This window comes from Mesorhizobium sp. M0166 (assembly GCF_040322255.1).
Classification (GTDB): domain Bacteria; phylum Pseudomonadota; class Alphaproteobacteria; order Rhizobiales; family Rhizobiaceae; genus Mesorhizobium.
Window position 1 is genome coordinate 21,209 of record NZ_JAMYTD010000002.1, and the last position, 21,941, is coordinate 43,149.

Here is a 21,941-nt window from a genome sequence, read left to right on the forward strand (position 1 = left end):
AGCCGCCTGCAGGCAAGAGGTCCGTGGCGAAGAATAATTCAAATTTTCCGGAGCGTCGATGGAGTCTGGGCCGCGCCCGCGGCACTACCTCGCGGAGCCTATCACCGGCAAATCCCGGGCGAAATCTTCCATGTCGGCCCAGGGATCGCCTGACGTTGCCAGCAGGCTCGGCAGCGACGAATAATTCAGATCCTGCGGAGCGTCGATGGTCGCCAGATCGCTCCAGCTGACCGGCGTCGAGGCCGGCAAATTGGTGCGGGCGCGCAGCGAATAGGGAGCCGCCGAAGTGTGGCCGCGCGCATTGCGGTGATAATCGATGAAGATGCGGCGCTTGCGGTTGTCCTTGCCCATGGTGGTGGTGAAAGTGTCGGGCGCGGTGGCGGCAAGATGCGTGGAGATGGCGCTGGTCGCCTGGTGCAGTTTCTTCCAGTTCTGCTTTTGCGTGACCGGCACGGTGATGTGGATGCCGTGGCCGCCGGAGGTCTTGGCGAACGGCACCAGTCCTAGCGCTTCCAGCTCGCCCTTAACGTGCACCGCCGCCTCCACCACCTCGCGCCAGGCGATCCCCTCGCCTGGATCGAGGTCGAAAACGATCAGGTCCGGCTTGTCGAGCCGCGTGCGATGGGTGCCCCAGGTGTGGAACTCGACGACGCCGAACTGCGCCAGCGCCAGATAGCCCTTGGCGTCTTCCACCGAGAGGTAGGATTTGGTCTCGCCCTCCGAATTGGTCGCCTCGAAGGTCGCCACCGAGGACGGCATGCCGGTGAAGGCGTGGCGCTGGAAGAAACAGTCCTGCGGCTTGCCGGTCGGGCAACGCACCAGCGACACCGGCCGGCCAAGGATATGCGGCAGCATGAAATCGCCGACCAGCGCGTAATAGACGGCAATGTCGAGCTTGGTCGGGCCGGTCTTGCCGAACAGCCGCCGCGTCGGATTGGTCACCCAGATGGTGGCGAGGTCGGCCTCGGCGATCAGCCGCTTGCGCTTGGCCGAAACCGGCGTCGACAGGCCGACGTCGCGCAGGCCGCGGAACACGGCATGGCGCAGCGCATTGTCGGTGGTCCGGTTGGCGTAATGGATATGCGCCGAGAGCAGCGGCCGCACCCAGTTCATCTCGCGCATGATTTCGCGGGGAACCCCTTCGGGCGCGGATGCACCCGCCCTTAGCGGCTCCAGCCTGGCCAGCAATTCGCCGGCGGTCCCCGCATCGAAGCCGGTGCCGACCTTGCCGCGATAGTGCAGCTCGCCGTCTTCGAATTCACCGAGGCCGAGTGCGGCCAACCCCTCTGCCGCATCGGAGATCGTGTAGCCGGCGATGACGAAGTCGCCGGTCTGAAGCGCCTTGGTCTTGGTCCAGGTCTTGGTGCGGCCGCTCTGGTAGATTGCCGTGGCGCGCTTGGAGACGACACCCTCGAGCCCCATCTCGGATGCCTGGTCATAAAGTGCCTGGCCGTCGCCCTCGACATGATCGCTGAGCTGGATGGCCGAATTGGCGCCGAGACCGGACAGCAGTTGCGAAAGCAGCGCCTTGCGCCGGCGGAGCGGCGCTTGTCTCAAGTCCCAGCCGTCGAGATACAGAAGATCGAAGGCGTAGAAGTGGAGCTTGTTGCCGGCGCCTTCGGCGAGCGCGTCCTGCAAAAGCGCAAAGCGGCTGATGCCCTTGGCGTCGAGCGCGACGACCTCGCCGTCGACGATCGCCTCGCGGCACGGCAGCCTGGCGAATGCAAGCGGCAGGTCGCCATAGCGCTTCGTCCAGTCGAGGCCGGCGCGGGTGATCAGCCTGACCTTCCCGTCGGAAACATGCGCCATGGTGCGGTAGCCGTCGAACTTGATCTCGTGCAGCCAGGCTTCGCCCGTTCGGGCCGCGGGGTCATCGCCGCCCGGCGGCTTCGGAACCTGCGTGGCCAATTGCGGCTCGATCCGGGAAGGCGGCGGCGCCTTGACGGCGCCCGGCAAAGCGCCGGGTTTCAGCGCCACCGGCTTGGCAGGTTTGGCGGCAGGCTTCGGCGTTGCCACCAGCTCCTCGATGCGACGGCCGGATTTGACGCTTTCCGGCCTGACTTCCAGTATGTCGAGCGTGACATCGGCGGCAAGATCGCGCTCCTTGAACAGCAGCCAGTTCTTCTTGCCCTCATCCTCGCCGGGCTTCGGTTTCAGCCGCGTCAGCATCCAGCCGCCATTGAGCTTCTCGCCGGCGAGGCGGAATTTGAAGGAGCCGGTGCGCAGGCTCTTCTCGACATCGTCCATCGGCGCCCAGACGCCGGCATCCCAGACGATCATCGGCCCGCCGCCATATTCGCCTTCGGGAATGACGCCTTCGAAATCGATATATTCGAGCGGATGGTCCTCGGTCTCGACCGCCAGCCTTTTGTCGGCGGGATTGAGCGAGGGGCCGCGCGGCACCGCCCAGCTCTTCAGCACGTCGCCGACCTGCAGGCGCAGATCGTAGTGATCGGCGGTGGCATGATGCTTGTGGACGACGAAACGATTGCCCTCACCGGCAACCAGGCCACCCGCTGGTTCCGGCGTCCTCGTGAACTCGCGCTTGGCGCGATAAGCTTTGAGCTTCGAAGGAGCTGGCATGGACTAGGCGCGGGTGATGGGCAAAAGCGACGAGCGCGGCATCAAAATCCCATCGCAGCGGCGCTCCAATGTCACGGCATGGATCCTAGCGTCTTCGCGACGTCGCTTCGCTCCTGCTCCGCCCTGGGATGACGAAGGATGGGAGGTCACGCCGCTCAATCGTCGGTGGCCGGTGTCAATTCGAGTTCGGCCGGCGACAGGCCCTGCTGCAGCTGGCTGAGCCGGAATTCGTCGACCCAATAGGCCTCGCCGTCGACCAGCACGCGCGCGCTGTAGCTGCCGGCCGAAAAACGCTGCGCGGTGATGTAGACCTTGTGGCGGTCGAGCGCGTTCCGCACCGCGGCGCGCTTGGATTTCTGACTGGCGACGGAACTGGCCATGCTGGTTACTCACGCACAGGCCGCAAGGCGGCGTGCCTTAAGGATGGCCGAGAGCGGGTCGGCTGTCAATTTAGCGGCCGCTGCGAGCCCTCCGGCGGTGGCGCCTCCCGCTCTGTGGAAACCGAGCCGGTGCGCTATATTGAACCTGGCGGCTTGGAAAGCGATGCTGATCCGGAGAACTTCACATGACATTGACGATGCGCAAACTCGGCAGCCAGGGGCTGCAAGTCTCGGCAATCGGTCTCGGCTGCATGGGCATGAGCCAGTCCTATGGCCCGGCCGACGAGGCGGAATCGACCGCCACGCTGCACCGCGCCATCGAACTCGGCTGCACCTTCCTCGACACCGCGGAAGTGTACGGGCCGTTCTCCAACGAGGAACTGCTCGGCCGCGCGCTGAAGGGTCGGCGCGATGAGGTGACGATCGCGACGAAATTCGGCTTCCGCATTGAAAACGGCAAGCAAGTCGGCACCGAGCGCGACAGCCGGCCCGAACATATCCGCAAGGCTTTGGAAGGTTCGCTGAGGAGGCTGGCCACCGACCACGTCGACCTCCTCTATCAGCACCGCGTTGATCCGGCGGTGCCGATCGAGGATGTGGCGGGCGCTGTCGGCGAGCTGATCGCTCACGGCAAGGTCCGCTTCTTCGGCCTCTCTGAAGCCGGCGCCGCCAACATCCGCCGGGCGCATGCCGTGCATCCGGTGTCGGCCGTGCAGAGCGAATATTCACTGTGGGAGCGCAATCTGGAGCCGGAGATCATTCCGCTGCTGAAGGAGCTCGGCATCGGCCTGGTGCCGTTCTCGCCGCTCGGCCGCGGCTTTCTCACCGGCGACGTCAGGCGCGCCGAAGAGTATCCGGAGGGCGATTACCGGCGCGGCGACCCGCGCTACCAGGGCGCCAACTATGACGCCAACATGCGGGCGGCGGCCACGGTACTCGACATCGCCGCGGCGAAGCGCGTCAAGCCAGGCCAGATCGCGCTGGTCTGGCTGCTCCACAAGGCGAGCGCCTTCGGCATCGACATCGTGCCGATCCCCGGCACCAAGCGCAGAAAATACATCGAGGAGAATGTCGCCGCAGCTTCGATCAAGCTGGATTCCGCCGAGATGAAGGTGCTCGACGACGCGCTGGCGCCGGGAAAGGTCGCCGGTCCGCGCTACGGCGAGGGCACCATGGTTATGATCGATCGGTAGGTCTTGCTTCTCCCGTTCTTGCGCAAAGCTCCGGCCTTGGCTAGCATCTGCCCGCAGGCACCGAGCGGAGGAGAACGTCGCGGTGGACCGGCTGGAGCGCCGTTGCGTCCCTTCAAACACGAGTTGGGCGCTCAAAGGACACTCCATTTTTGAATCGACGCAAGGAACCTTCCGGAAAACCCATTCCGGTTCCGGGGTCGTGCGCTCATCTGGGAGGAGACTAAATTGATCAACAGACGTGAATTCCTGCTGTCGTCCGCGGCGATAGGCGCCTTGGCGTTGGCCGCTCCGCAACTGGCTTTTGCTCAGGACAAGCTGACCATCCTTGGTTCGGTGCCGAGCCTCGGCTTTCCGTTCTTCGTGCACATGCTGAACCAGATCAAGGCGGAAGCCCAGGCGCAGGGCGTCAACCTGATCGAGAGCGACGGCCAGAACTCGGCGCCCAAGCAGACCGCCGATATCGAGGCGGCACTCGTGCAGAAGGTCAACGCCATCGTCATCTCGCCGCTCGACGTCAACGCGCTGGCCCCAGCCATCGAGGAAGCGGTCAAGGCCGGCGTTCCCGTCGTCACCATCGACCGCCGCGTCGAGGGCGTCGAAGGCATCCTCGCCCATGTCGGCGCCGACAATGTCAAGGGCGGCGAGGCCGAAGCGCAGGCCATGGTGGCAGCGTTCCCGAACGGGGCCAAGATTTTCCATCTGCAGGGCCAGCCCGGTGCCGGACCGGCGATCGACCGTAACAAGGGTGTGCACAACGTCCTCGATCCGATGAAGGACAAGTACCAGATCATCTTCGAGCAGACCGCCAACTTCGCCCGCGCCGAAGCGCTCTCCGTCACCGAGGCCGGCCTTGCCGCCAACGGCAAGCCCGACGCGATCATCTGCGCCAATGACGACATGGCGCTTGGCGCGGTCGAAGCCTGCGCGGCGCGCAACTTCACCGACGTCAAGATCTACGGCTTCGACGCGCTTCCCGAAGCGCTGGTCGCCGTGCGCGACGGCAAGCTGGCCGGCACGGTCGAGCAATTCCCCGGCGAGCAGTCGCGCACCGCGGTGCAGATCGCGGTCGCCTACGCTAGGGACAAGACCGAGCCGAAGGAAAAGCTGGTGCTTTTGACGCCGATCGTCATCGGCAAGGACAATCTCGACAAGGCGGAGAGGCTGGGCGAGACGAAGTAGGCAAAGCCGGCGGGACAGCACCCCCCTCTGGCCTGCCGGCCATCTCCCCCGCAAGTGGGGAGATTGGCAGCTTCATTGGCCTCGCCTCTTCTGCAAGATCGAAAATTGGCGAAAGCCGGCGTGACATCCGATCTCCCCCCTTGTGGGGGGGAGATGTCCAGCAGGACAGAGGGGGTGTTCAAGCGGCGTGAATTGCATCGAAGGAGCATCCTTTGCCAGCCGAAGCCTTGGAGCCATCACCCTCTCCCGCCCTGCTCACCGTCGAGGGCGTGACCAAGCGCTTTGCCGGCGTCACCGCGCTGAACGACGTTTCGCTCGAAGTCCGCCCCGGCGAGATCCTCGGCCTGCTCGGTGAGAACGGCGCCGGCAAATCGACGCTGCTCAAGATCCTGTCCGGCGTGATGCCGCCGTCCAGCGGCCGCATCGTCTTCGATGGGGTCGAATTCAGCCCGCACAATCCGCAGGATGCCAAGCGCCACGGCATCGTCACCATCTACCAGGAACTGAGCCTGATCCCGACGCTGACCGTGGCGGAGAATATCTTCATCGGCCGTGCGCCGCTCGGCCGGTTCGGGCTGGTCAGCTGGCGGAAGATGGAGGAAGATTCGCGCGCGATCATCGCTCGCGTCGGCCTCGACCTCGACCCGGCGACGCCGGTGTCGGCGCTGTCGGTGGCCGAGCAGCAGCTGGTCGAGATCGCCCGTGCGCTGTCGCTGAAGAGCCGCTTGATCATCATGGACGAGCCGACCTCGGCGCTGACCGAAACCGAAGTGCACAGGCTGATGTCGATCATGGGCCGGCTGCGCAAGGACGGCGTCGCCATCATGTTCGTCACCCACCGGCTGGAAGAGGCCTCGGCGATCTGCGACCGCATGACGGTGCTGCGCGACGGCAGGCTGGCCGGCCATCTAGACCGCGAAGGTGGGCCGATCAAACTGCCGAAGATTATCGAGAAGATGGTCGGCCGCGCCGCTTCCGAGCTCTATGCCAGGCCGACGCAGCGCGACGTCGCCGGCGACGTCAGGCTCTCGGTGCGCGGCCTGCGCACCGTGCGCGATCCGCAGGCGCCGCACGCGATCGTGCTCGAAGGCGTCGATCTCGACCTCAAGGCGGGCGAGATCCTCGGCGTCGCCGGGCTCGTCGGCTCCGGCCGCACCGAGCTCGCTCGCGCCATCTTCGGCGCCGACCGCATTGCCGCCGGCACCATCAGGCTCGACGGCAAGCCGATCGCGCCCGCCTCACCCGCCGACGCCATCGAGCTCGGCATCGGCCTGGTGCCGGAGGACCGCAAGCACCAGGCGATCTTCGCGGCCCTCGCCATCCTCACCAATTTTTCCGTAGCCGCGCTCGACCGCTACTCCAATGTCGGCTTCATGGCCGAGCGGCGCGAGCGCGAGGCGTTGGCGAACTACAGGAAGACGCTGTCGATCCGCATGGCCTCGCCCGAGCAGGCGATCGAGGGACTGTCGGGAGGCAACCAGCAGAAGGTCATCCTTGCCCGCTGGCTGGCGCGCGACCCCAAGGTGCTGATCGTCGATGAACCGACGCGTGGTGTCGATGTCGGCGCCAAGGCGGAGGTGCACCAGATCCTGGTGGAGCTCGCGGCGCGCGGCATCGCCATCATGATGATCTCCTCCGAGCTGCCCGAAGTGCTTGCGGTGTCGGACAGGATCGTGACCATGCGGCGCGGGCGCATCACCGGCGAGATGCCCGGTATCGAGGCGACCGAGGAGAAACTGATGGAACTGATGGCGCTCGACCAGAAGCAGGAAGCAACGCAATGACCAGCACGACCGAACGGAGCCAGCGCGGCGGCGTCAATCTTGCGCGCCTGCTGATGAGCTTCGGCCCACTGATGTTCCTGGCGTTGCTGATCGTCGTCTTCACCGTGCTGAAGCCGAGCTTCATCGACCCGATCAACCTGTTCAACATCATGCGCCAGATCTCGATCACCGGGCTGATCGCGCTCGGCATGACCTTCGTCATCCTGACCGCCGGTATCGACCTGTCGGTCGGCTCGCTGCTCGCCTTCTGTGGCATGGTCGCGGCCGTGGTAGCCAAAGGCGGCACCGCCAACACGCTGTCGCTGTCGACGTCTGGCACGCAAGGCTATGGCTGGTTCGCCGCCCTTCTCGCCGCCGTCGTTGTCGGTGCCATGGCCGGCGGCGCCCAGGGCTTTGCCATCACCAGGCTGAAAGTGCCGCCCTTCGTCGTCACGCTCGGCGGCCTCACCGTGTTTCGCGGCCTGACCTTGACAATCTCCAATGGCGGTCCGATCTCCGGCTTCGACGCCTCGATGCGCTGGTTCGGTACCGGCCTGATCGGCCCGGTTCCGGTGCCGGCAATCATCTTCGCGATTGCCGCCATCCTTTGCCACATCGTGCTGCGTTACACGCGCTACGGTCGCGCCGTCTACGCCGTTGGCGGCAATGCCGAGGCCGCACGGCTCTCCGGCCTGCGCGTCGACCGCATCCTGATCTCGGTCTACATCATCGTCGGCTTCTTCGCCGGCCTTGCCGCCTTCGTTTTGTCGGCGCGGCTCAACTCCTCCGAAGCCGTCGCCGGCATCGGCTACGAGCTGACGGTGATCTCGGCGGTCGTCATCGGCGGCACCTCGCTATTCGGCGGCATCGGCAGCGTCGGCGGCACGGTAGTCGGTGCAGGACTGATCGGCGTCTTGCAGAACGGGCTGCAGTTCAACAACGTCTCGTCCTACACGCAAAGCATCGTCATCGGCCTGATCCTGATCCTCGCCGTGGCCTTCGACCGCTGGCTGAAATCGCGGGTAAGGCGGTGATGGCGGAGAAGCGACGATTCTCGCTGCAAGGCAGCAGGAGGTTGGCGAAGCGCTGGCAACAGCCAATCTCCCCCTTTGCGGGAGAGATGTCCGGCAGGACAGAGGGGGGTGGGAAGGATCGCCAACGTCCCAATCTGAGCCGCTTCCAAGCCCATTCCAGCAGGAGGATTAGACTGCAAATGGCTGACAAGCTGGCGGGGCAGCACCCCCTCTGCCCTGCCGGGCATCTCCCCCGCAAGGGGGGAGATCGGCCGTCACCCATGACTTCGCCAATCACGAAGACAGGGGCGCCTAGTGGGGCACGATCTCGTTCCGTCACGCCAGCGCAAGAATGCAAAATCCATGCGTCGCGTGATGACCGACGCCGAGCTGAAACTGTGGAATGAGCTTCGCGCGCATCGGCTGATGGATTTGAGCTTTCGCCGGCAGGTGCCGATTGGACCCTACATTGTGGATTTTGCCTGCCCGACGCACAGCCTCATCGTCGAGATCGATGGCAGCCAGCACGCCGATGCTGAGCACGCCGAGCGGGATAGGATACGCAGCGCCTATTTGGAGAGCAGCGGCTGGACTATCCTGCGCTTCTGGAACGACGACGTCATTCGCGATATCGACAATGTCTGTCAGCACATCGTAATCGTGGCCGGCGAAGATACGCGCTGAACTCGGCCGTGCAGGGGTCGGTGGGACAGTACCTTCTCTGTCCTGCCGAACATCTCCGCTCAAAGGGGCAGGTTTCTGAGGCGAGGTGCCAATGACTCAAATAAGGACCATGACCGAACAGGAAATTCCGGCGGTGTCGCGGCTGCTGGGCCAATCCTGGCGACACATCTATTCGCCGATTCTGGGTGCCGAGACCACGGCACGGCTTTCGGACGAGAGGCACGCGCCGGAGCGGCTGGCGGCCGAGCTCGGGGACGACAGCAAGATGTCCTTCGTCGCCGAGCGGGCTGACGGCTCGCTCGCCGGTTATGCGATGGCCGCGATGGACGACAAGGGCGAGGTCATGCTCGAGCGGCTCCATATAGACAAAAGCGAGTACGGCACCGGCCTTGCCGCTGACCTGCTGCATGCCGTTCTTGCCGCGCATGCGGGTATTCCCAGCATCGCCCTGGAGGTGATCGAGGGCAACGACCGCGCAATCGCCTTCTATCGCAAGCACGGCTTCGAGGTCGTCGAGCGCCGGCCGGCTGCACACGGCGTGGGCGGTCACGCCTCGCTGATCATGCGCCGGCTGCTGCCGATGGCTTAGAGCGCTGTCGGCGAAGCTGCCAATCTCCCCACTTGAGGGGGAGATTGGCCGGCACCCCGGCTTTCGCCAATCTCCAGAGTTCGCTCAAAACGCGCCAGCTCAGGCCGGGGCGTTGACGCGTTGCGGGCGCGTTGCCCAGTCGGCAACCGTCGCGCCAGCAACGCTCCCGCCGGCAACCATCCCGGTCGTCTGCGGCGCAAGCAGGTCGTTGCGGCGGGCGAAGGCAACGAAGGTGGCGCGCGCCGTTTCGGCGTCGATCTCTCCTTCCAATGCGGCACGGCACGCTTTTGCGGCAATGTCATGCGCAGCCGTCCGGCTCGTTGCCGGCCATTCAGCCAAAAGCGCATAGGCCTCAGCCGCGCTTTCTATCTTCGTCGGCGTACCGAGGCCGGTGAGGATGGTAACCGGCTTGTCGAACGAAGCACGATCCATGACACTCTCCTTTCCTGGCTCAATCGGCTCCTTTCGGAACTCAACCGCGCCGGCGCTTCGATCCGCCTGCAGGACGGCGTCGATCGGTGAATGCAATACGGCCTGCGGCGTGCCCGGCCGCGGCAGCAGCCGATGCACCTTGACCAGCGCCTCGAGCCAGGCCGCCACGCCCAGCGGCGGATGTTCGCGCCCGTAGAGCCACGCCTTTGCCTTGGCTATGGGGTACCCCGCCTCTTCGGCGAAATCGGTTTCCGACCACCGCAGCAGGCGCAGGCATTCGCGCATCCTCGCCGCGATCATTTGGGCTCCTTCGTGCCGGCCCCCACGCGTTGAGCCGACAGAAACATCAGCGTGTAGGCCGCCTTGCGGCGGTCCCAGCCGGCCGACTCGGCCATATCCAGCAAGCCTTCGACCAAAGGCGCCAGCGCCGCCCTGCAGTCGGTTTCATAGTTGAAATCGTTTTTCGGGCGGGTCGGCGCCGCGATCTTTCCAAAACTGTCCATCATATCCATGGCAACACCTGCTCAGCATTAGTCCCGGACCGGCAAGACCGTGCCCGCTTTTGGCGGACATGGCCCATCTGCCGTTTCGAAGTCGCGCTTTGGAAGCCTGGCCTTAGAAGTCCATGCCGCCTCCGCCGGGCATCACCGGCGCGGCAGCTTCCTTCTTCGGCTTCTCGGCCACCATCGCCTCGGTCGTCACCAGCAGGCCGGCAACAGAGGCGGCACCCTGCAGCGCAGTGCGTACGACCTTGGCCGGGTCGATGACGCCCTGCCCGTACAGGTCGCCGAACTCGTTGGTCTGGGCGTTCCAGCCATAGCCGAAGTCGGTCGTCTCGCGCAGCTTGCCGACGATGATCGAACCTTCCGCACCGGCGTTCTCGGCGATCTGGCGCACCGGCGCTTCGATGGCGCGACGCACGATGTCGACACCGGTCTTCTGATCGGGATTGTCGACGACGACGTTATCGAGCGCCTTCGCCGCCCTCAGCAGCGCCACGCCGCCGCCGGGCAGGATACCCTCCTCGACCGCCGCGCGTGTGGCGTGCATGGCGTCGTCGACGCGATCCTTGCGCTCCCTGACCTCGATCTCGGTCGAGCCGCCGACGCGGATGACTGCGACACCGCCAGCGAGCTTGGCCAACCGCTCCTGCAGCTTCTCGCGGTCGTAGTCGGAGGTGGTTTCCTCGATCTGCGCCTTGATCTGGCTGATGCGGGCCTGGATTTCATCCTTGCGGCCGGCACCGTCGACGATGGTGGTGTTCTCCTTCTCGATCAGCACCTTCTTGGCGCGGCCGAGCATCTCCAGTGTGACGTTCTCGAGCTTGATGCCGAGGTCTTCCGAGATCGCCGTGCCGCCGGTCAGGATGGCGATGTCTTCGAGCATGGCCTTGCGGCGATCACCGAAGCCCGGCGCCTTGACGGCCGCAACCTTCAGGCCGCCGCGCAATTTGTTGACGACCAGCGTCGCCAGCGCCTCGCCTTCGACGTCCTCGGCGATGATCAACAGCGGCTTGCCGGATTGCACGGCGGCTTCGAGCACAGGAAGCATGGCCTGCAGGTTGGACAGCTTCTTCTCGTGGATCAGCACATAGGGTTCTTCGAGTTCGACGCGCATCTTATCCTGGTTGGTGATGAAATAGGGCGAGAGATAGCCACGGTCGAACTGCATGCCTTCGACCACTTCCAACTCAGTCTCAGCGGTCTTGGCTTCCTCGACAGTGATGACACCCTCATTGCCAACCCTTTCCATCGCCTCTGCGAGGAAGCGGCCGATCTCGGCATCGCCATTGGCAGAGATGGCGCCGACCTGAGCGATTTCGTCGTTCCTGGTCACCTTGCGGGCATTGGATTTCAGGTCGGCGACGACGGCGTCGACCGCCTTGTCGATGCCGCGCTTCAAATCCATCGGGTTCATGCCGGCAGCGACCGCCTTGGCCCCTTCCCTGACAATGGCCTGAGCAAGAATCGTCGCAGTCGTGGTGCCATCGCCTGCGGTGTCGCTGGTCTTCGAGGCGACCTCGCGCACCATCTGCGCGCCCATATTCTCGAACTTGTCCTCCAACTCGATTTCTTTGGCGACAGTCACGCCGTCCTTGGTGATGCGCGGCGCGCCGAACGACTTGTCGAAGACGACATTGCGGCCCTTGGGACCGAGCGTTACCTTCACCGCATTGGCGAGAATATCGACGCCGCGCAGCATTTTCTCGCGGGCTTCGGTATGAAATTTCACATCTTTGGCAGCCATTGGATCACTCCTTCGAATAGGCAGCTTTTCGTTGACTGGAATGCTTGTTCAGGCCCCGCTCAGGCGGCCCTCTTCATCTCGCCGGCGCCCTCGATAACGCCCAGCACGTCGCTCTCTTTCATGATGAGCAGATCCTCGCCATTGAGCTTGATCTCGGTGCCGGACCATTTGCCGAACAGGATGCGGTCGCCGACCTTGACGTCGAGCGGCTGCAACTGGCCGCTGTCGTCGCGCGCGCCCGGACCGGCGGCAATGACCTCGCCCTCCTGCGGCTTCTCCTTGGCGGTGTCGGGGATGATGATGCCGCCGGCGGTCTTCTCGTCGACCTCGATGCGGCGGACCAGGATACGGTCGTGCAATGGACGGAACGTCATGTCGTTCTCCTCTCGGGACAAACAGATTTTCGAAAATCCTCCTGACCGGACCGGCAATATCGGCCCGGTACGGGGTGCGCGACCCTTCATCAGGCATCGCGCGCATACGAACTAGTCGCGCTTTTTTCAGCTTTCAAGAGGATCAGGCAAAAATTTTAGCACTCGGCACCTGAGAGTGCCAATACGCTGTAGACGTTCGCACATTAGCCGCTCTCAGCTACATGCGGCTCAAATTTTGGCAGGATATTTTCAAAATCCCGCCCATCCGGAGCCCTCGTGGCGGCTGGAACCTATGTGGAAGGCGAGGCGTTTTGCGAACTGAGATTTCAACGGACCGAGATTTCAACGGAAAGGACGATCGCATGACCAGCAGGGACTTTCAGCTCCAGATGCAAGGGTTTGGCCTCACCACGGCGGAGATCCACTACCGCCTGCCCGATCATCGGAGCCTGCTGCAGCTCTACATCTGGCAGGAATACGATATTGCCCCCGATTTCCCGACGCTGAAGCATTTCCTCGATTTCTGGGAGCGCGAGATCGAAGGCCCGCTGCATTCGGTGCGCGTCGCCCATCATCACCTGATCCAGCCCTCCGAATGGCGGGCCGTAAACGGCATTATCACCGTCCACTGAGGAGCAAGCCGATCAGCCGCTAGACAGCGGACAAAGTCTCCGAAGTGGGGAAAGGCAGCTGCCTCTCCCCACATGTTTTGGACCTCACAATATCGGAGGGGGTCCGGACTAGCCGGCGTGGTCGACAGGCTTGCGGGCCGATGCGAGCAATCCGGCCTTGCGCGCCGCCCTGACGAAGGCCTTGCGCGCATCATGCGCGGTACGCCAACCGTCGAGCGCGTCCCGGCAGGTCCGATAGGCAGCGCGCCAACTCCGGCCGCGTGCACGGTCCGGCCACTGCTGGCGCATGCATTCGATGGCTTCCCAACTGCTGGCGACCTTGCGCTCGCTGGATTGGAATTTCAACGTGATCGGCTCGGTAAAGCGGACGTCGTCCATCACTTCCTCCTTGTTTTCTGATCGTCTTCTTGTTTGAGCAAGCAACGTTATGCAGGCGGGCACCGGCGGCCGGCCGGCGCCGCTGAAGGACATGGTTCGCCTCTTTGCGCGGTTCAAGAGCATGGGGCGCGGTTCAAGAGCATCGCGGCGACAGCCGGTTATTCGTCCTCGTCCGGCCCTTGCAGCAGTTCGATCAGCGTCGCTACCCTTGCCGTCGGCAGCGGCCGGCCCTCGTTCACCAGAGCCTCGTCGGCGGCGATCCAGGCCAGGGCCTCGCGCAATTCCTGGACCGTTCCGTCCGTCGCCGCAATGTCGGCGATCACGGCTTCATCGACCGGGCCCAGCACAGAAATGATCTCGTCGCGTGTCATGGTCAGCTCCATCTGCAAGTGCCGGGAATGGGCCCGGCAACAGAAGAATCTGGGTCTTGACCTGCAGCAGACAATAACCGCCGGGGAAGTCAGCGTTGGCGACTGAGGCCAGCTGGGAAACAGGCAATCTCCTGCCGGATATCTCGCCGCAAAAAGGGAGATTGGCAGCCTCGCCGAACCGGCCGAAAAACCGACCCGAAAAAACCGGCAACGCGAAAGCCACCGGGTCTTGACTTGCGGCGGACAATAACCAGATCGAAGGCATCGGTCGCCGAAATGGGGCCGGCGGAACCAGGGAGCGCCAGCTCTTTGGCGCCCCTCGTATCTATGTTGCTCGATGGAGGATGTAGCTATGAGAACCGCAGTCGACTTTTCCCCGCTCTATCGGTCGAGCATCGGCTTCGACCGCATCTTCAACCTGCTGGAAAATGCTCCGCAGGCTTTCGACGCCTGGCCGCCCTATGACATCGCGCGCAGCGGCGAGAATAACTACCGCGTCACTATCGCCGTCGCTGGTTTTTCCGAGGACGACCTCGAAATCACCCATGAACCCAACCTCCTGATTATCTCCGGCCAGCACAAGGAGCCGGATAACGCGGAGTATCTGCATCGTGGCCTCGCCACACGGCCCTTTACGCGCCGTTTCGAGCTTGCTGATCACGTCAAGGTCGCGGGCGCCTCGCTCGACAACGGCCTGCTCAGCATCGATCTGGTACGTGAGGTGCCCGAGGAGATGAAGCCTCGGCGCATCGCCATCGCGACCGATTTCGCGGCGCCGAAGACCGGGCCGAAGGTCGCGCAGGTCGAAGCAAACAAGCAGGCTGCCTGAATGCACCGGTCGAGAAAGGAGACTATGCAATGGCTATTCGTGATCTCATTCCCTGGGGCCGGGAGAACAATCAGGCCCCCAGCCTGTTCCGGCACGGCGATCGCGATCCCTTCCTGACGCTGCATCGCGAAATGAACCGCTTGTTCGACGAGGCGTTCCGCGGCTTCGACACGCGGCTGCCGTCGCTCGGTGGCTTCTCCGCTGCCCGCGCCAGCTGGCCCAGTGTCGAAATCTCCGATGGCGAAAAGGAGATCCGCGTCACCGCCGAGATCCCCGGCATGGACGAGAAGGACGTCGAGCTGCTGCTCGATGACGGCGTACTGACGCTGCGCGGCGAGAAACGTGAAGAGACCGAGGACAAGGACAGGCAGTTCTCCGAACGTTTCTATGGCCGTTTCGAGCGGCGGATCCCGCTCGGCTACGAAGTCGACGAAGACAAGGTGAATGCCGCGTTCCGGAACGGTGTGCTCAGCGTGACGCTGCCGAAGCCGGAGCGCGCCCAGGACAAGGCCAAGCGTATCGCCATCAAGGGCGGCAGCGACAAGTCCTGATGGCTCGCAGCAGGACGACGCCCCCTTCTGCCCTGCCGGTCTCCGGCGGGCAGAAGCGGGCAATGTCGATGACCCGTTCTCCCGACGCGCCGGTTCCGCCTGACCAGGCGCAGCAGGCTTTGCAGTGCCTGACGACCGAGCATTTTGTGCTGCAAAACGCCCGCGCCGCGACCATTCAGGAAGCGAACCAGCGAGCCGACCTGTTCCTGACCTCGGTCTCGAGCGCAACGATTGCATTGTCCTTCGTCGCACAGGTCACCGAAATGGGCAGGCCGTTCGTGTTGTTCAGCCTGATCTTGCTGCCTTGCCTCTTCTTCATCGGACTGGTCACCTTCGTGCGCGCGGTGCAGGTTGCCATCGAGGACATGGTGCATGCCCGCGGCATGGCCAGGATCCGCCACTATTTCGTCGAACTGGCGCCCGTCCTGCAAAGATACCTTGTCAATTCCACGCACCCCTCGGCGGTGCTGGTCGACAAAGGTCTCAGGCCCTCGCCGCTGCAATATTTCATGACGACCGCGGGAATGGTGGGCACGATCAACGGCGCCATCGCCGGCGTCTTCACCGGCATCGTTGTTAAGTCCGCTTTCGGCGGAGGCATGTCGCCCGGCGTGATTTGCGGGCTGGCGGTCTTCGCGACCTGCATTCTCGTCCTGCGGCGTTATCATAGTCGCGCCTGGGCGGCGGCCGAAGAAAGCTTGCCCGCACGGTTCCCGGGCGACGATGGCAGCAGCGAAAGCTAGCGCCGACACAACCGGATGTCGAAAAGTGGCAGGGCGCCGCCCTTGCGTCTTGCGCGCCAATTGACCATCCTCGCCAACATCATTTGCACCGCGGCCGGGGGGTTCGCATATGCCTACGCTTTATGCGCTGAAACCGGCCTTCCAGACCAGGCTGCGGCCGCTTGCCGACGGCCTGGCCAGGGCCGGCGTCACCGCCAACCAGATCACGCTGTTGGCCGCTGCCCTCTCGCTCGCCACCGGCCTTGTGGTGGCAGCCCTTGCCGAATACCGCGCGGTCTTTCTGCTGATGCCGTTCGTGCTGTTTATGCGAATGGCGCTGAATGCGATCGACGGCATGCTCGCAAGGGAACATGGCCAGGCCTCGAAGCTCGGCATGTATCTCAACGAGATCTGCGACGTTGTCTCCGATCTCGCTTTGATCCTGGCCCTTGCCGTCCTTTTTCCTGCCTGGGGCGTCGTTGCGTTTGCTATCGCGGCGATGATCACGGAGTTCGCCGGCGTGCTCGGTATCGCCGCAGGAACCGGGCGCAACTATGCCGGCCCGTTCGGCAAAAGCGACCGGGCGCTGGCACTTGGCATCCTCGCCGTGCTTGTCGCGTCCGGCCTGTGGGTCCCGGCGCTCACGCCGCTCGTGTTTCCGGCCATGGCTACACTCTCGCTGGCGACCGCCATCAACCGGATACGCAGCGGGCTTAACGGGAGCGGCAGCTGAATTCCGGTCTCGCCAGGGAGAACAACATGCTTCACCAACAGACGGTTGCCGCAGTGGCTTCAGCCAACATCGAGCGGGTGGCGCAGGAGCGCAGCTTCAAGAGCCATGACGGCACCGAGATTTTCTATCGCTATTGGCCGGCGCTGTCGGAAAACCGCAAGGGCGCCATCCTGCTGTTCCACCGCGGCCACGAGCATGGCGGCCGCATGGCGCATCTGGTCGACGAGCTCCAGATGCCCGACCACGCCTTCTATGCCTGGGACGCGCGTGGCAATGGCCGCTCCGCCGGCGAACGCGGCTATGCGCCGTCCTTTGCGGCGCTGGTGCGCGACATCGATTGCTTCGTGCGCGAGATCGGCAGCGACGGTTTTGCCCGGCGCGACATTGCGCTGATCGCGCAATCCTTCGGCGCTGTGCTTGCCGCCGCCTGGGTGCACGATTATGCGCCCGACATTCGCGCCCTGGTGCTGGCCTCGCCCGCCTTCTCGGTCAAGCTCTACGTGCCCTTCGCCAAGCAAGGCATTGCGTTGTGGCAGAAGCTGAAGGGCCGCTTCTTCGTCAATTCCTACGTCAAGGCGAAATTCCTGACGCACGACCCCGAGCGCATCGCCTCCTTCGACGCCGACCCGCTGATCACCCGGCCGATCGCCTCCAACATCCTGGTCGAACTCTACGACCATGCCGCGCGCATCGTCGCCGACGCCCGCGCCATCACCGTGCCGACACAGGTTCTGATTTCCGGCAGCGATTGGGTGGTGCGGCATGGACCGCAGCACGAGTTTTTCGTCAACCTGGCGAGCCCGGCCAAGGAGCGGCACGTGCTGCCCGGTTTCTTTCACGACACGCTGGGCGAGCGCGACCGCCACAAGGCACTCGACCTGATCAGGCCTTTCCTCGAAAGGCAGTTCACAGCGCCGGAAGAGCCGGTCGACCTGACCTGCGCCGACCGCGCCGGCTATACACGCGACGAGGCCGACCGGCTGGCCTCGCCGCTGCCGCTGCTGTCGCCCAGAGGCCTCTACTGGGCGATGAGCCGCGCCTCGATCCGCATGGGCGCCTGGCTGTCGTCGGGCATGAAGACGGGGATTGCCACCGGCTTCGATTCCGGCTCGACGCTCGACTATGTCTACGAGAACGAGGCGCGCGGCATCAGCCCCATCGGTCGCATGATCGACCGCACCTTTCTCGATGCCATCGGCTGGCGCGGCATCCGCCAGCGCAAGCTGCATCTGGAGGAGCTGATCGGCAGCGCCGTTGAGACGCTGAAGGCCGCCGGCCGGCCAGTCCATATCGTCGATATCGCCGCCGGCCATGGCCGCTACGTGCTCGATGCCGTGCAGAAATGCGCCGAGCCACCGGCAAGCGTACGGCTGCAGGATTTCTCCGAGCTCAACGTCTCGCTCGGCCGCAAGCTGATCGCCGAGCGCAGGCTGCCGGCGACCGTCTCGTTCCATCAAGGTGACGCCTTCGACGCCACGATGCTGGCCGGGCTCGAACCGGCGCCGGATCTCGCCATCGTCTCGGGGCTCTACGAATTGTTTTCCGACAATGCCATGATCGGGCGCTCGCTCGGTGGACTGGCCAGCGCGATGCAGCCCGGAAGGCTGCTCGTCTACACCAACCAGCCCTGGCATCCGCAGCTCGAGATGATCGCGTGCAGCCTGACCTCGCATCGCGGCGGCCAGGCCTGGGTGATGCGCCGCCGCACGCAGGCCGAGATGGACCAGCTGGTGGCGGCCGCCGGCTTCGAGAAGCACGACCAGCGCATCGACCAGTGGGGCATCTTCACCGTTTCGGTCGCGCGGCGCGTCTGAGCATGGACTTGCCTGCCTCTGCCTTACCTCGCGATGCCCCTGCCCTTCCGGCCTTGCCGCGCGAGCCGTATACCGGGATAGTCCTGCGCGCCGCGCTGTGGCTGGCATTTCTGGCGCCGTTCTTCTACGCCACCTACGGCTTCGCCAATTGGCTGGCGTCGCGGCGCGACGACGTCGGCAGCATCGTCTTCGGTTGGGAGCATGGCATCCCGTTCCTTGCCTGGACGATCGTGCCCTACTGGTCGATCAACCTGTTCTATGGCCTGTCGCTGCTGTTGAACAATTCGAAGAGCGGCGTCGACCGCCTTGCCGGCCGCTATCTGACGGCGCAGCTCGTCGCTGTCGCCTGCTTCATCCTGTTCCCGCTGACGGCGACCTTCGTGCGCCCGCAGACGAGCGGCCTCCCCGGCTTCATGTTCGCCGTACTCGGAGGCTTCGACAAACCCTTCAACCAGGCGCCGTCGCTGCATATCGCGCTGCTGGTCATCATCTGGGACCATTGGCGTCACAGATTGACCGGCATTGCCGGCGTCGCCTGGCATGCCTGGTGTTTCCTGATCGGCGCATCGGTGCTGACGACATGGCAGCACCATTTCATCGACATTCCGACCGGCGCGCTGCTCGGCCTTTTCGCGCTGTGGCTGTTTCCGCGCGACGGCGAGCTGCCGTTCGCCGGCTTCCGCCTGAGCGCTGACCCGAAGGCGCGGCGGCTGGCGCTGTTCTATGCGCTCGGCGCAAGCCTGGCGCTGGCCGGCGCGGCCGCCGGCGCGTTGGTCTCGGCGCTGTGGCTCATCCTGTTGTGGCCGGCACTGGCGCTGGCCATAGTCGCTTTCGCCTATGCCGGCGCCGGCGCCAAGGTGTTCCAGAAAACAGCCGATGGCAGCGTGTCGCTGGCCAGCCGTCTTCTGCTGTGGTCCTACCGGGTTGCCGCCAAGGCCAATGTCTGGGCGTGGACGCGAAAGCTTCCGGCGCAGATCGTCATCGCCGACGGTGTTTCCCTTGGCCGTTTTCCGACCGCCGCCGAGGCCGACGCCTTCGGCACGGTGATCGACCTTGCCGGCGAATTGGAAAGGCCGCGTGGCGTCTCGATCCACTGGTTGAGCCTGCCCATGGTCGACCTTTTGCCGCCGTCTCGCGAGGCGCGTGCGCAAGCGGTGGCGGCGATCGAGACGGCGCAGAGCCAGGGCACGGTGCTGGTCTGCTGTGCGCTCGGCTTCCAGCGCAGCGCCGCCGTCGTCGCCGAATGGCTGGTCGCCAGCGGCCGGGCCGTCACGCGTGATCAGGCGCGAGGCCAACTCGCCGCCGCGGGCCGGCCTGTGCATCTTGGCATGGACGCGGCGACATGACCGCCTTTCGAGATAGGGCCGAGACGTTCGCAGCCGGGCTGATAGTACAGGTGGCATGGCCGCTGCTGTTGATTGCTGCTGCCCTGCTGGCGGCGCCGGTCGTCGGCCTGGCGGCTGCGCCGCAAACATCGTCGCTGTCGGCGGCGGCCTGGCTGATCGCCGCCGCGGGTGCCATAGCCACAATTATTCTGTCGGCCCTGCTTTTGTTCGACGCGCTGCTGTTCCGGCTGATGGCCAGCCACGCCAGCGAGGCAGGCGGCGGCGCAGCGATTGACGACGTGCTGGCGCGCATGCGGCTGAAACCCACGGCGGCCGGCGGCCGCTCGCTCGACCAGCGGATGGCCGGCACGCGCTGTCTGCTCGCCAGGCAGCGTATCGCTTTCAGCCTGTTCGCGGCGGCCTCGGTCGTCGCGGCATTCTTTTGAGCCTGTCCATGACAAAGCTTCGCGTCAGCACCTATACCTTGCTGCAGACGGTGACCTCGGTCGGCCTGTCGGCGCTGGCCTGGGTGGTCACCGGCGTACGGCCGATCTGGAACGGCAGCCAGCCATCGGACCGGCAGCGCATCTACTTCGCCAACCATGCCAGCCACGGCGATTTCATCCTGCTGTCGGCCTGCCTCAGCGAGAAGGAACGCGCCCGTACCCATGCGGTGGCGGCCGCCGATTATTGGGGCAAGACGCGGCTGCGCCGTTTCATTGCCGAGGACATGCTGTCTTCCGTGCTGATCCACCGGCAATGGACGGACGAAACGCAGCACCCGATCTCGATCATGCTGTCGGTGCTCGACCAGGGCCATTCGCTGATCCTGTTTCCCGAAGGCACGCGCAACATGACCGACGAACCGCTGCTGCCGTTCCGCTCCGGCCTCTACAACCTGTCGATGGCGCGGCCCGATGTCGAGCTTATCCCGTGCTGGATCGAGAACATGTCGCGGGTGCTGCCCAAGGGGCAATTCGTGCCGGTGCCGCTGCTTTGCCGCGTCGTCTTCGGCGCGCCGATCGCCATTCGACCGGGTGAGGAACGCCGCGCCTTTCTCGACCGCGCCCGCGAAACGCTGCTGACGCTGAACCCCCGGCCGCAGCGAGACGATTGAGGACCAAGGCAAAATGCTGCCGATGATGCACGAGACCCTCATTCTGATTGTCGGCCTGCTGGCGGTGCTGATCAGCGCCAGCGTCATCGCCGGCGTCTTGTCATGGCGGGCGCCAAAGCCGTTGTCGCCGGCGCTGGTCAACCTGACCCAGCGCATCAATGCCTGGTGGGTGATGGTGGTGGCGATCACCGTTGCCTTCTTTTTCGGCCGTCCCGGCATGACCATCCTGTTCGCGCTGATTTCCTTCGCCGCCCTGCGCGAATTCGTGACGCTGACGCACAGCCGCCGCAGCGACCACTGGGTGCTGCTCGGCATGTTCGGCATCGTCATCCCGTTCCAGTACTGGCTGGTGTGGACCGCCTGGTACGGGCTCTTCACCATCTTCATCCCGGTCTACTGCTTCCTGCTGATGCCGGCGATCACCGCGCTGCACGGCGACACCGAGCGCTTTCTCGAGCGCGTCTCGGCGCAGCAATGGGCTGTCATGATTTCGGTCTACTGCGTCAGCCACGTGCCGGCGCTGCTGACGCTCGAAGTGCCAGGCTTCGAAGGCCGCAACCTGTTGCTGATCGCTTTCCTGATCATCACCGTGCAAGGCAGCGACGTGCTGCAATATATCTTCGGCAAGCTGTTCGGCCGGCATCTCCTGGCGCCGACGGTCTCGCCGTCGAAGACCTGGGAGGGGCTGGTCGGCGGGCTGGCGGCGTCAAGCCTGCTCGGCGCGCTGCTGTCGTTCCTGACGCCGTTTTCGCCGCTGCAGGCAGCCGGCGTCGCGTTCATCGCCTGCCTGATGGGCTTCCTCGGCGGGCTTGTCGCCTCCGCCATCAAGCGCGATCAAGGCGTCAAGGACTGGGGCCACCTGATCGAAGGCCATGGCGGCATGATGGACCGCGCCGACAGCCTGGTCTTCGCCGCCCCGGTCTTCTTCCATACGGTGCGCTATTTCTGGACTGTGTGAGCGGTGCGCCCTTTGCTGCGGCACCGTCCGGACGGTTAAGCTCGACCCTCGCGAAGACACCCGATCCATCTCGT

24 protein-coding genes are annotated in these 21,941 nt (G+C 64.6%); 16 read left to right on the forward strand and 8 right to left on the reverse strand.

Features of this window, described 5'->3' with window-relative positions:
• Nucleotides 1-84 precede the first annotated feature (84 nt).
• Nucleotides 85-2,583, reverse strand: a complete 2,499-nt coding sequence (gene ligD, locus NKJ46_RS02435) for a DNA ligase D (protein ID WP_352661439.1) — start codon at nt 2,581-2,583, stop codon at nt 85-87.
• A gap of 155 nt (nt 2,584-2,738) precedes the next feature.
• The gene (locus tag NKJ46_RS02440) at nt 2,739-2,963 is read right to left on the reverse strand and encodes a hypothetical protein (RefSeq protein WP_023675682.1); all 225 of its coding nucleotides are present in this window, start codon (nt 2,961-2,963) and stop codon (nt 2,739-2,741) included.
• 185 nt (nt 2,964-3,148) lie between these two features.
• On the opposite strand from NKJ46_RS02440, the gene NKJ46_RS02445 reads away from it, so the two are divergent.
• From NKJ46_RS02445 to NKJ46_RS02470, 6 genes are all read left to right on the forward strand, one after another.
• The gene (locus tag NKJ46_RS02445; protein WP_352661442.1) at nt 3,149-4,156 is read left to right on the forward strand and encodes an aldo/keto reductase; all 1,008 of its coding nucleotides are present in this window, start codon (nt 3,149-3,151) and stop codon (nt 4,154-4,156) included.
• A 228-nt stretch (nt 4,157-4,384) separates the two neighbouring features.
• Nucleotides 4,385-5,335: a substrate-binding domain-containing protein gene (locus NKJ46_RS02450; RefSeq protein WP_352662348.1), complete on the forward strand. Its 951-nt coding sequence runs from the start codon at nt 4,385-4,387 to the stop codon at nt 5,333-5,335.
• 212 nt (nt 5,336-5,547) lie between these two features.
• Nucleotides 5,548-7,119 (forward strand): sugar ABC transporter ATP-binding protein, encoded by a 1,572-nt coding sequence (locus NKJ46_RS02455; protein WP_352661445.1) that lies wholly within the window; start codon nt 5,548-5,550, stop codon nt 7,117-7,119.
• Nucleotides 7,116-8,132 (forward strand): ABC transporter permease, encoded by a 1,017-nt coding sequence (locus NKJ46_RS02460; protein ID WP_352661448.1) that lies wholly within the window; start codon nt 7,116-7,118, stop codon nt 8,130-8,132. Before NKJ46_RS02455 ends, NKJ46_RS02460 begins: the two co-directional genes overlap by 4 nt.
• A 294-nt stretch (nt 8,133-8,426) precedes the next feature.
• The gene (locus NKJ46_RS02465; RefSeq protein WP_352661451.1) at nt 8,427-8,795 is read left to right on the forward strand and encodes an endonuclease domain-containing protein; all 369 of its coding nucleotides are present in this window, start codon (nt 8,427-8,429) and stop codon (nt 8,793-8,795) included.
• A gap of 91 nt (nt 8,796-8,886) precedes the next feature.
• A complete protein-coding gene (locus NKJ46_RS02470) occupies nt 8,887-9,384 on the forward strand; it encodes a GNAT family N-acetyltransferase (RefSeq protein ID WP_352661454.1) in 498 nt (165 codons plus the stop codon).
• Between the two features lie 99 nt (nt 9,385-9,483).
• On the opposite strand, the gene NKJ46_RS34700 is transcribed toward NKJ46_RS02470, so the two are convergent.
• The 4 genes from NKJ46_RS34700 to NKJ46_RS02490 all read right to left on the reverse strand — a co-directional run bounded on the left by NKJ46_RS34700 (nt 9,484) and on the right by NKJ46_RS02490 (nt 12,437).
• The gene (locus NKJ46_RS34700; protein WP_502903350.1) at nt 9,484-10,116 is read right to left on the reverse strand and encodes a DUF982 domain-containing protein; all 633 of its coding nucleotides are present in this window, start codon (nt 10,114-10,116) and stop codon (nt 9,484-9,486) included.
• Nucleotides 10,113-10,328, reverse strand: coding sequence for a hypothetical protein (locus NKJ46_RS02480; protein ID WP_352661457.1), 216 nt, complete (start codon nt 10,326-10,328; stop codon nt 10,113-10,115). The genes NKJ46_RS34700 and NKJ46_RS02480 overlap by 4 nt, the downstream gene beginning before the upstream one ends.
• A gap of 103 nt (nt 10,329-10,431) precedes the next feature.
• Nucleotides 10,432-12,063 carry a chaperonin GroEL gene (gene groL / locus NKJ46_RS02485; RefSeq protein WP_352661459.1) on the reverse strand — a complete coding sequence of 544 codons (1,632 nt, stop codon included), beginning with the start codon at nt 12,061-12,063 and terminating at the stop codon, nt 10,432-10,434.
• 59 nt (nt 12,064-12,122) lie between these two features.
• Complete coding sequence (locus NKJ46_RS02490) at nt 12,123-12,437, reverse strand: co-chaperone GroES (protein WP_023718103.1); 315 nt, start codon at nt 12,435-12,437, stop codon at nt 12,123-12,125.
• A 362-nt stretch (nt 12,438-12,799) separates the two neighbouring features.
• Between NKJ46_RS02490 and NKJ46_RS02495 the strand changes: the two genes are divergently transcribed.
• Nucleotides 12,800-13,069, forward strand: a complete 270-nt coding sequence (locus tag NKJ46_RS02495) for an usg protein (RefSeq protein ID WP_023718102.1) — start codon at nt 12,800-12,802, stop codon at nt 13,067-13,069.
• Between the two features lie 108 nt (nt 13,070-13,177).
• Here NKJ46_RS02495 and NKJ46_RS02500 read toward each other — a convergent pair whose 3' ends face one another.
• Nucleotides 13,178-13,447, reverse strand: coding sequence for a DUF982 domain-containing protein (locus tag NKJ46_RS02500; protein WP_352661462.1), 270 nt, complete (start codon nt 13,445-13,447; stop codon nt 13,178-13,180).
• A gap of 158 nt (nt 13,448-13,605) precedes the next feature.
• The gene (locus NKJ46_RS02505) at nt 13,606-13,818 is read right to left on the reverse strand and encodes a hypothetical protein (RefSeq protein ID WP_352490081.1); all 213 of its coding nucleotides are present in this window, start codon (nt 13,816-13,818) and stop codon (nt 13,606-13,608) included.
• Between the two features lie 352 nt (nt 13,819-14,170).
• On the opposite strand from NKJ46_RS02505, the gene NKJ46_RS02510 reads away from it, so the two are divergent.
• From NKJ46_RS02510 to NKJ46_RS02550, 9 genes are all read left to right on the forward strand, one after another.
• A complete protein-coding gene (locus tag NKJ46_RS02510) occupies nt 14,171-14,647 on the forward strand; it encodes an Hsp20 family protein (protein ID WP_352661465.1) in 477 nt (158 codons plus the stop codon).
• Nucleotides 14,648-14,676: 29 nt separating this feature from the next.
• On the forward strand, nt 14,677-15,198 hold the full coding sequence (locus NKJ46_RS02515; protein ID WP_352661468.1) for an Hsp20/alpha crystallin family protein: 522 nt from the start codon (nt 14,677-14,679) through the stop codon (nt 15,196-15,198).
• A gap of 68 nt (nt 15,199-15,266) precedes the next feature.
• Nucleotides 15,267-15,941: a hypothetical protein gene (locus NKJ46_RS02520; RefSeq protein WP_352661471.1), complete on the forward strand. Its 675-nt coding sequence runs from the start codon at nt 15,267-15,269 to the stop codon at nt 15,939-15,941.
• A 109-nt stretch (nt 15,942-16,050) separates the two neighbouring features.
• Nucleotides 16,051-16,653, forward strand: a complete 603-nt coding sequence (locus NKJ46_RS02525; protein WP_352661474.1) for a CDP-alcohol phosphatidyltransferase family protein — start codon at nt 16,051-16,053, stop codon at nt 16,651-16,653.
• Between the two features lie 26 nt (nt 16,654-16,679).
• Entirely contained in the window at nt 16,680-18,467 is a 1,788-nt protein-coding gene (locus NKJ46_RS02530; protein WP_352661477.1) for a bifunctional alpha/beta hydrolase/class I SAM-dependent methyltransferase, read from the forward strand.
• Nucleotides 18,468-18,469: 2 nt separating this feature from the next.
• A complete protein-coding gene (locus tag NKJ46_RS02535) occupies nt 18,470-19,813 on the forward strand; it encodes a phosphatase PAP2/dual specificity phosphatase family protein (protein ID WP_352661480.1) in 1,344 nt (447 codons plus the stop codon).
• Nucleotides 19,810-20,238, forward strand: a complete 429-nt coding sequence (locus NKJ46_RS02540; protein ID WP_352661483.1) for a hypothetical protein — start codon at nt 19,810-19,812, stop codon at nt 20,236-20,238. The genes NKJ46_RS02535 and NKJ46_RS02540 overlap by 4 nt, the downstream gene beginning before the upstream one ends.
• 8 nt (nt 20,239-20,246) lie before the next feature.
• On the forward strand, nt 20,247-20,909 hold the full coding sequence (locus NKJ46_RS02545) for a lysophospholipid acyltransferase family protein (RefSeq protein ID WP_352661486.1): 663 nt from the start codon (nt 20,247-20,249) through the stop codon (nt 20,907-20,909).
• A 22-nt stretch (nt 20,910-20,931) separates the two neighbouring features.
• Complete coding sequence (locus NKJ46_RS02550) at nt 20,932-21,867, forward strand: phosphatidate cytidylyltransferase (RefSeq protein WP_352662353.1); 936 nt, start codon at nt 20,932-20,934, stop codon at nt 21,865-21,867.
• The last annotated feature ends 74 nt before the right edge of the window (nt 21,868-21,941 follow it).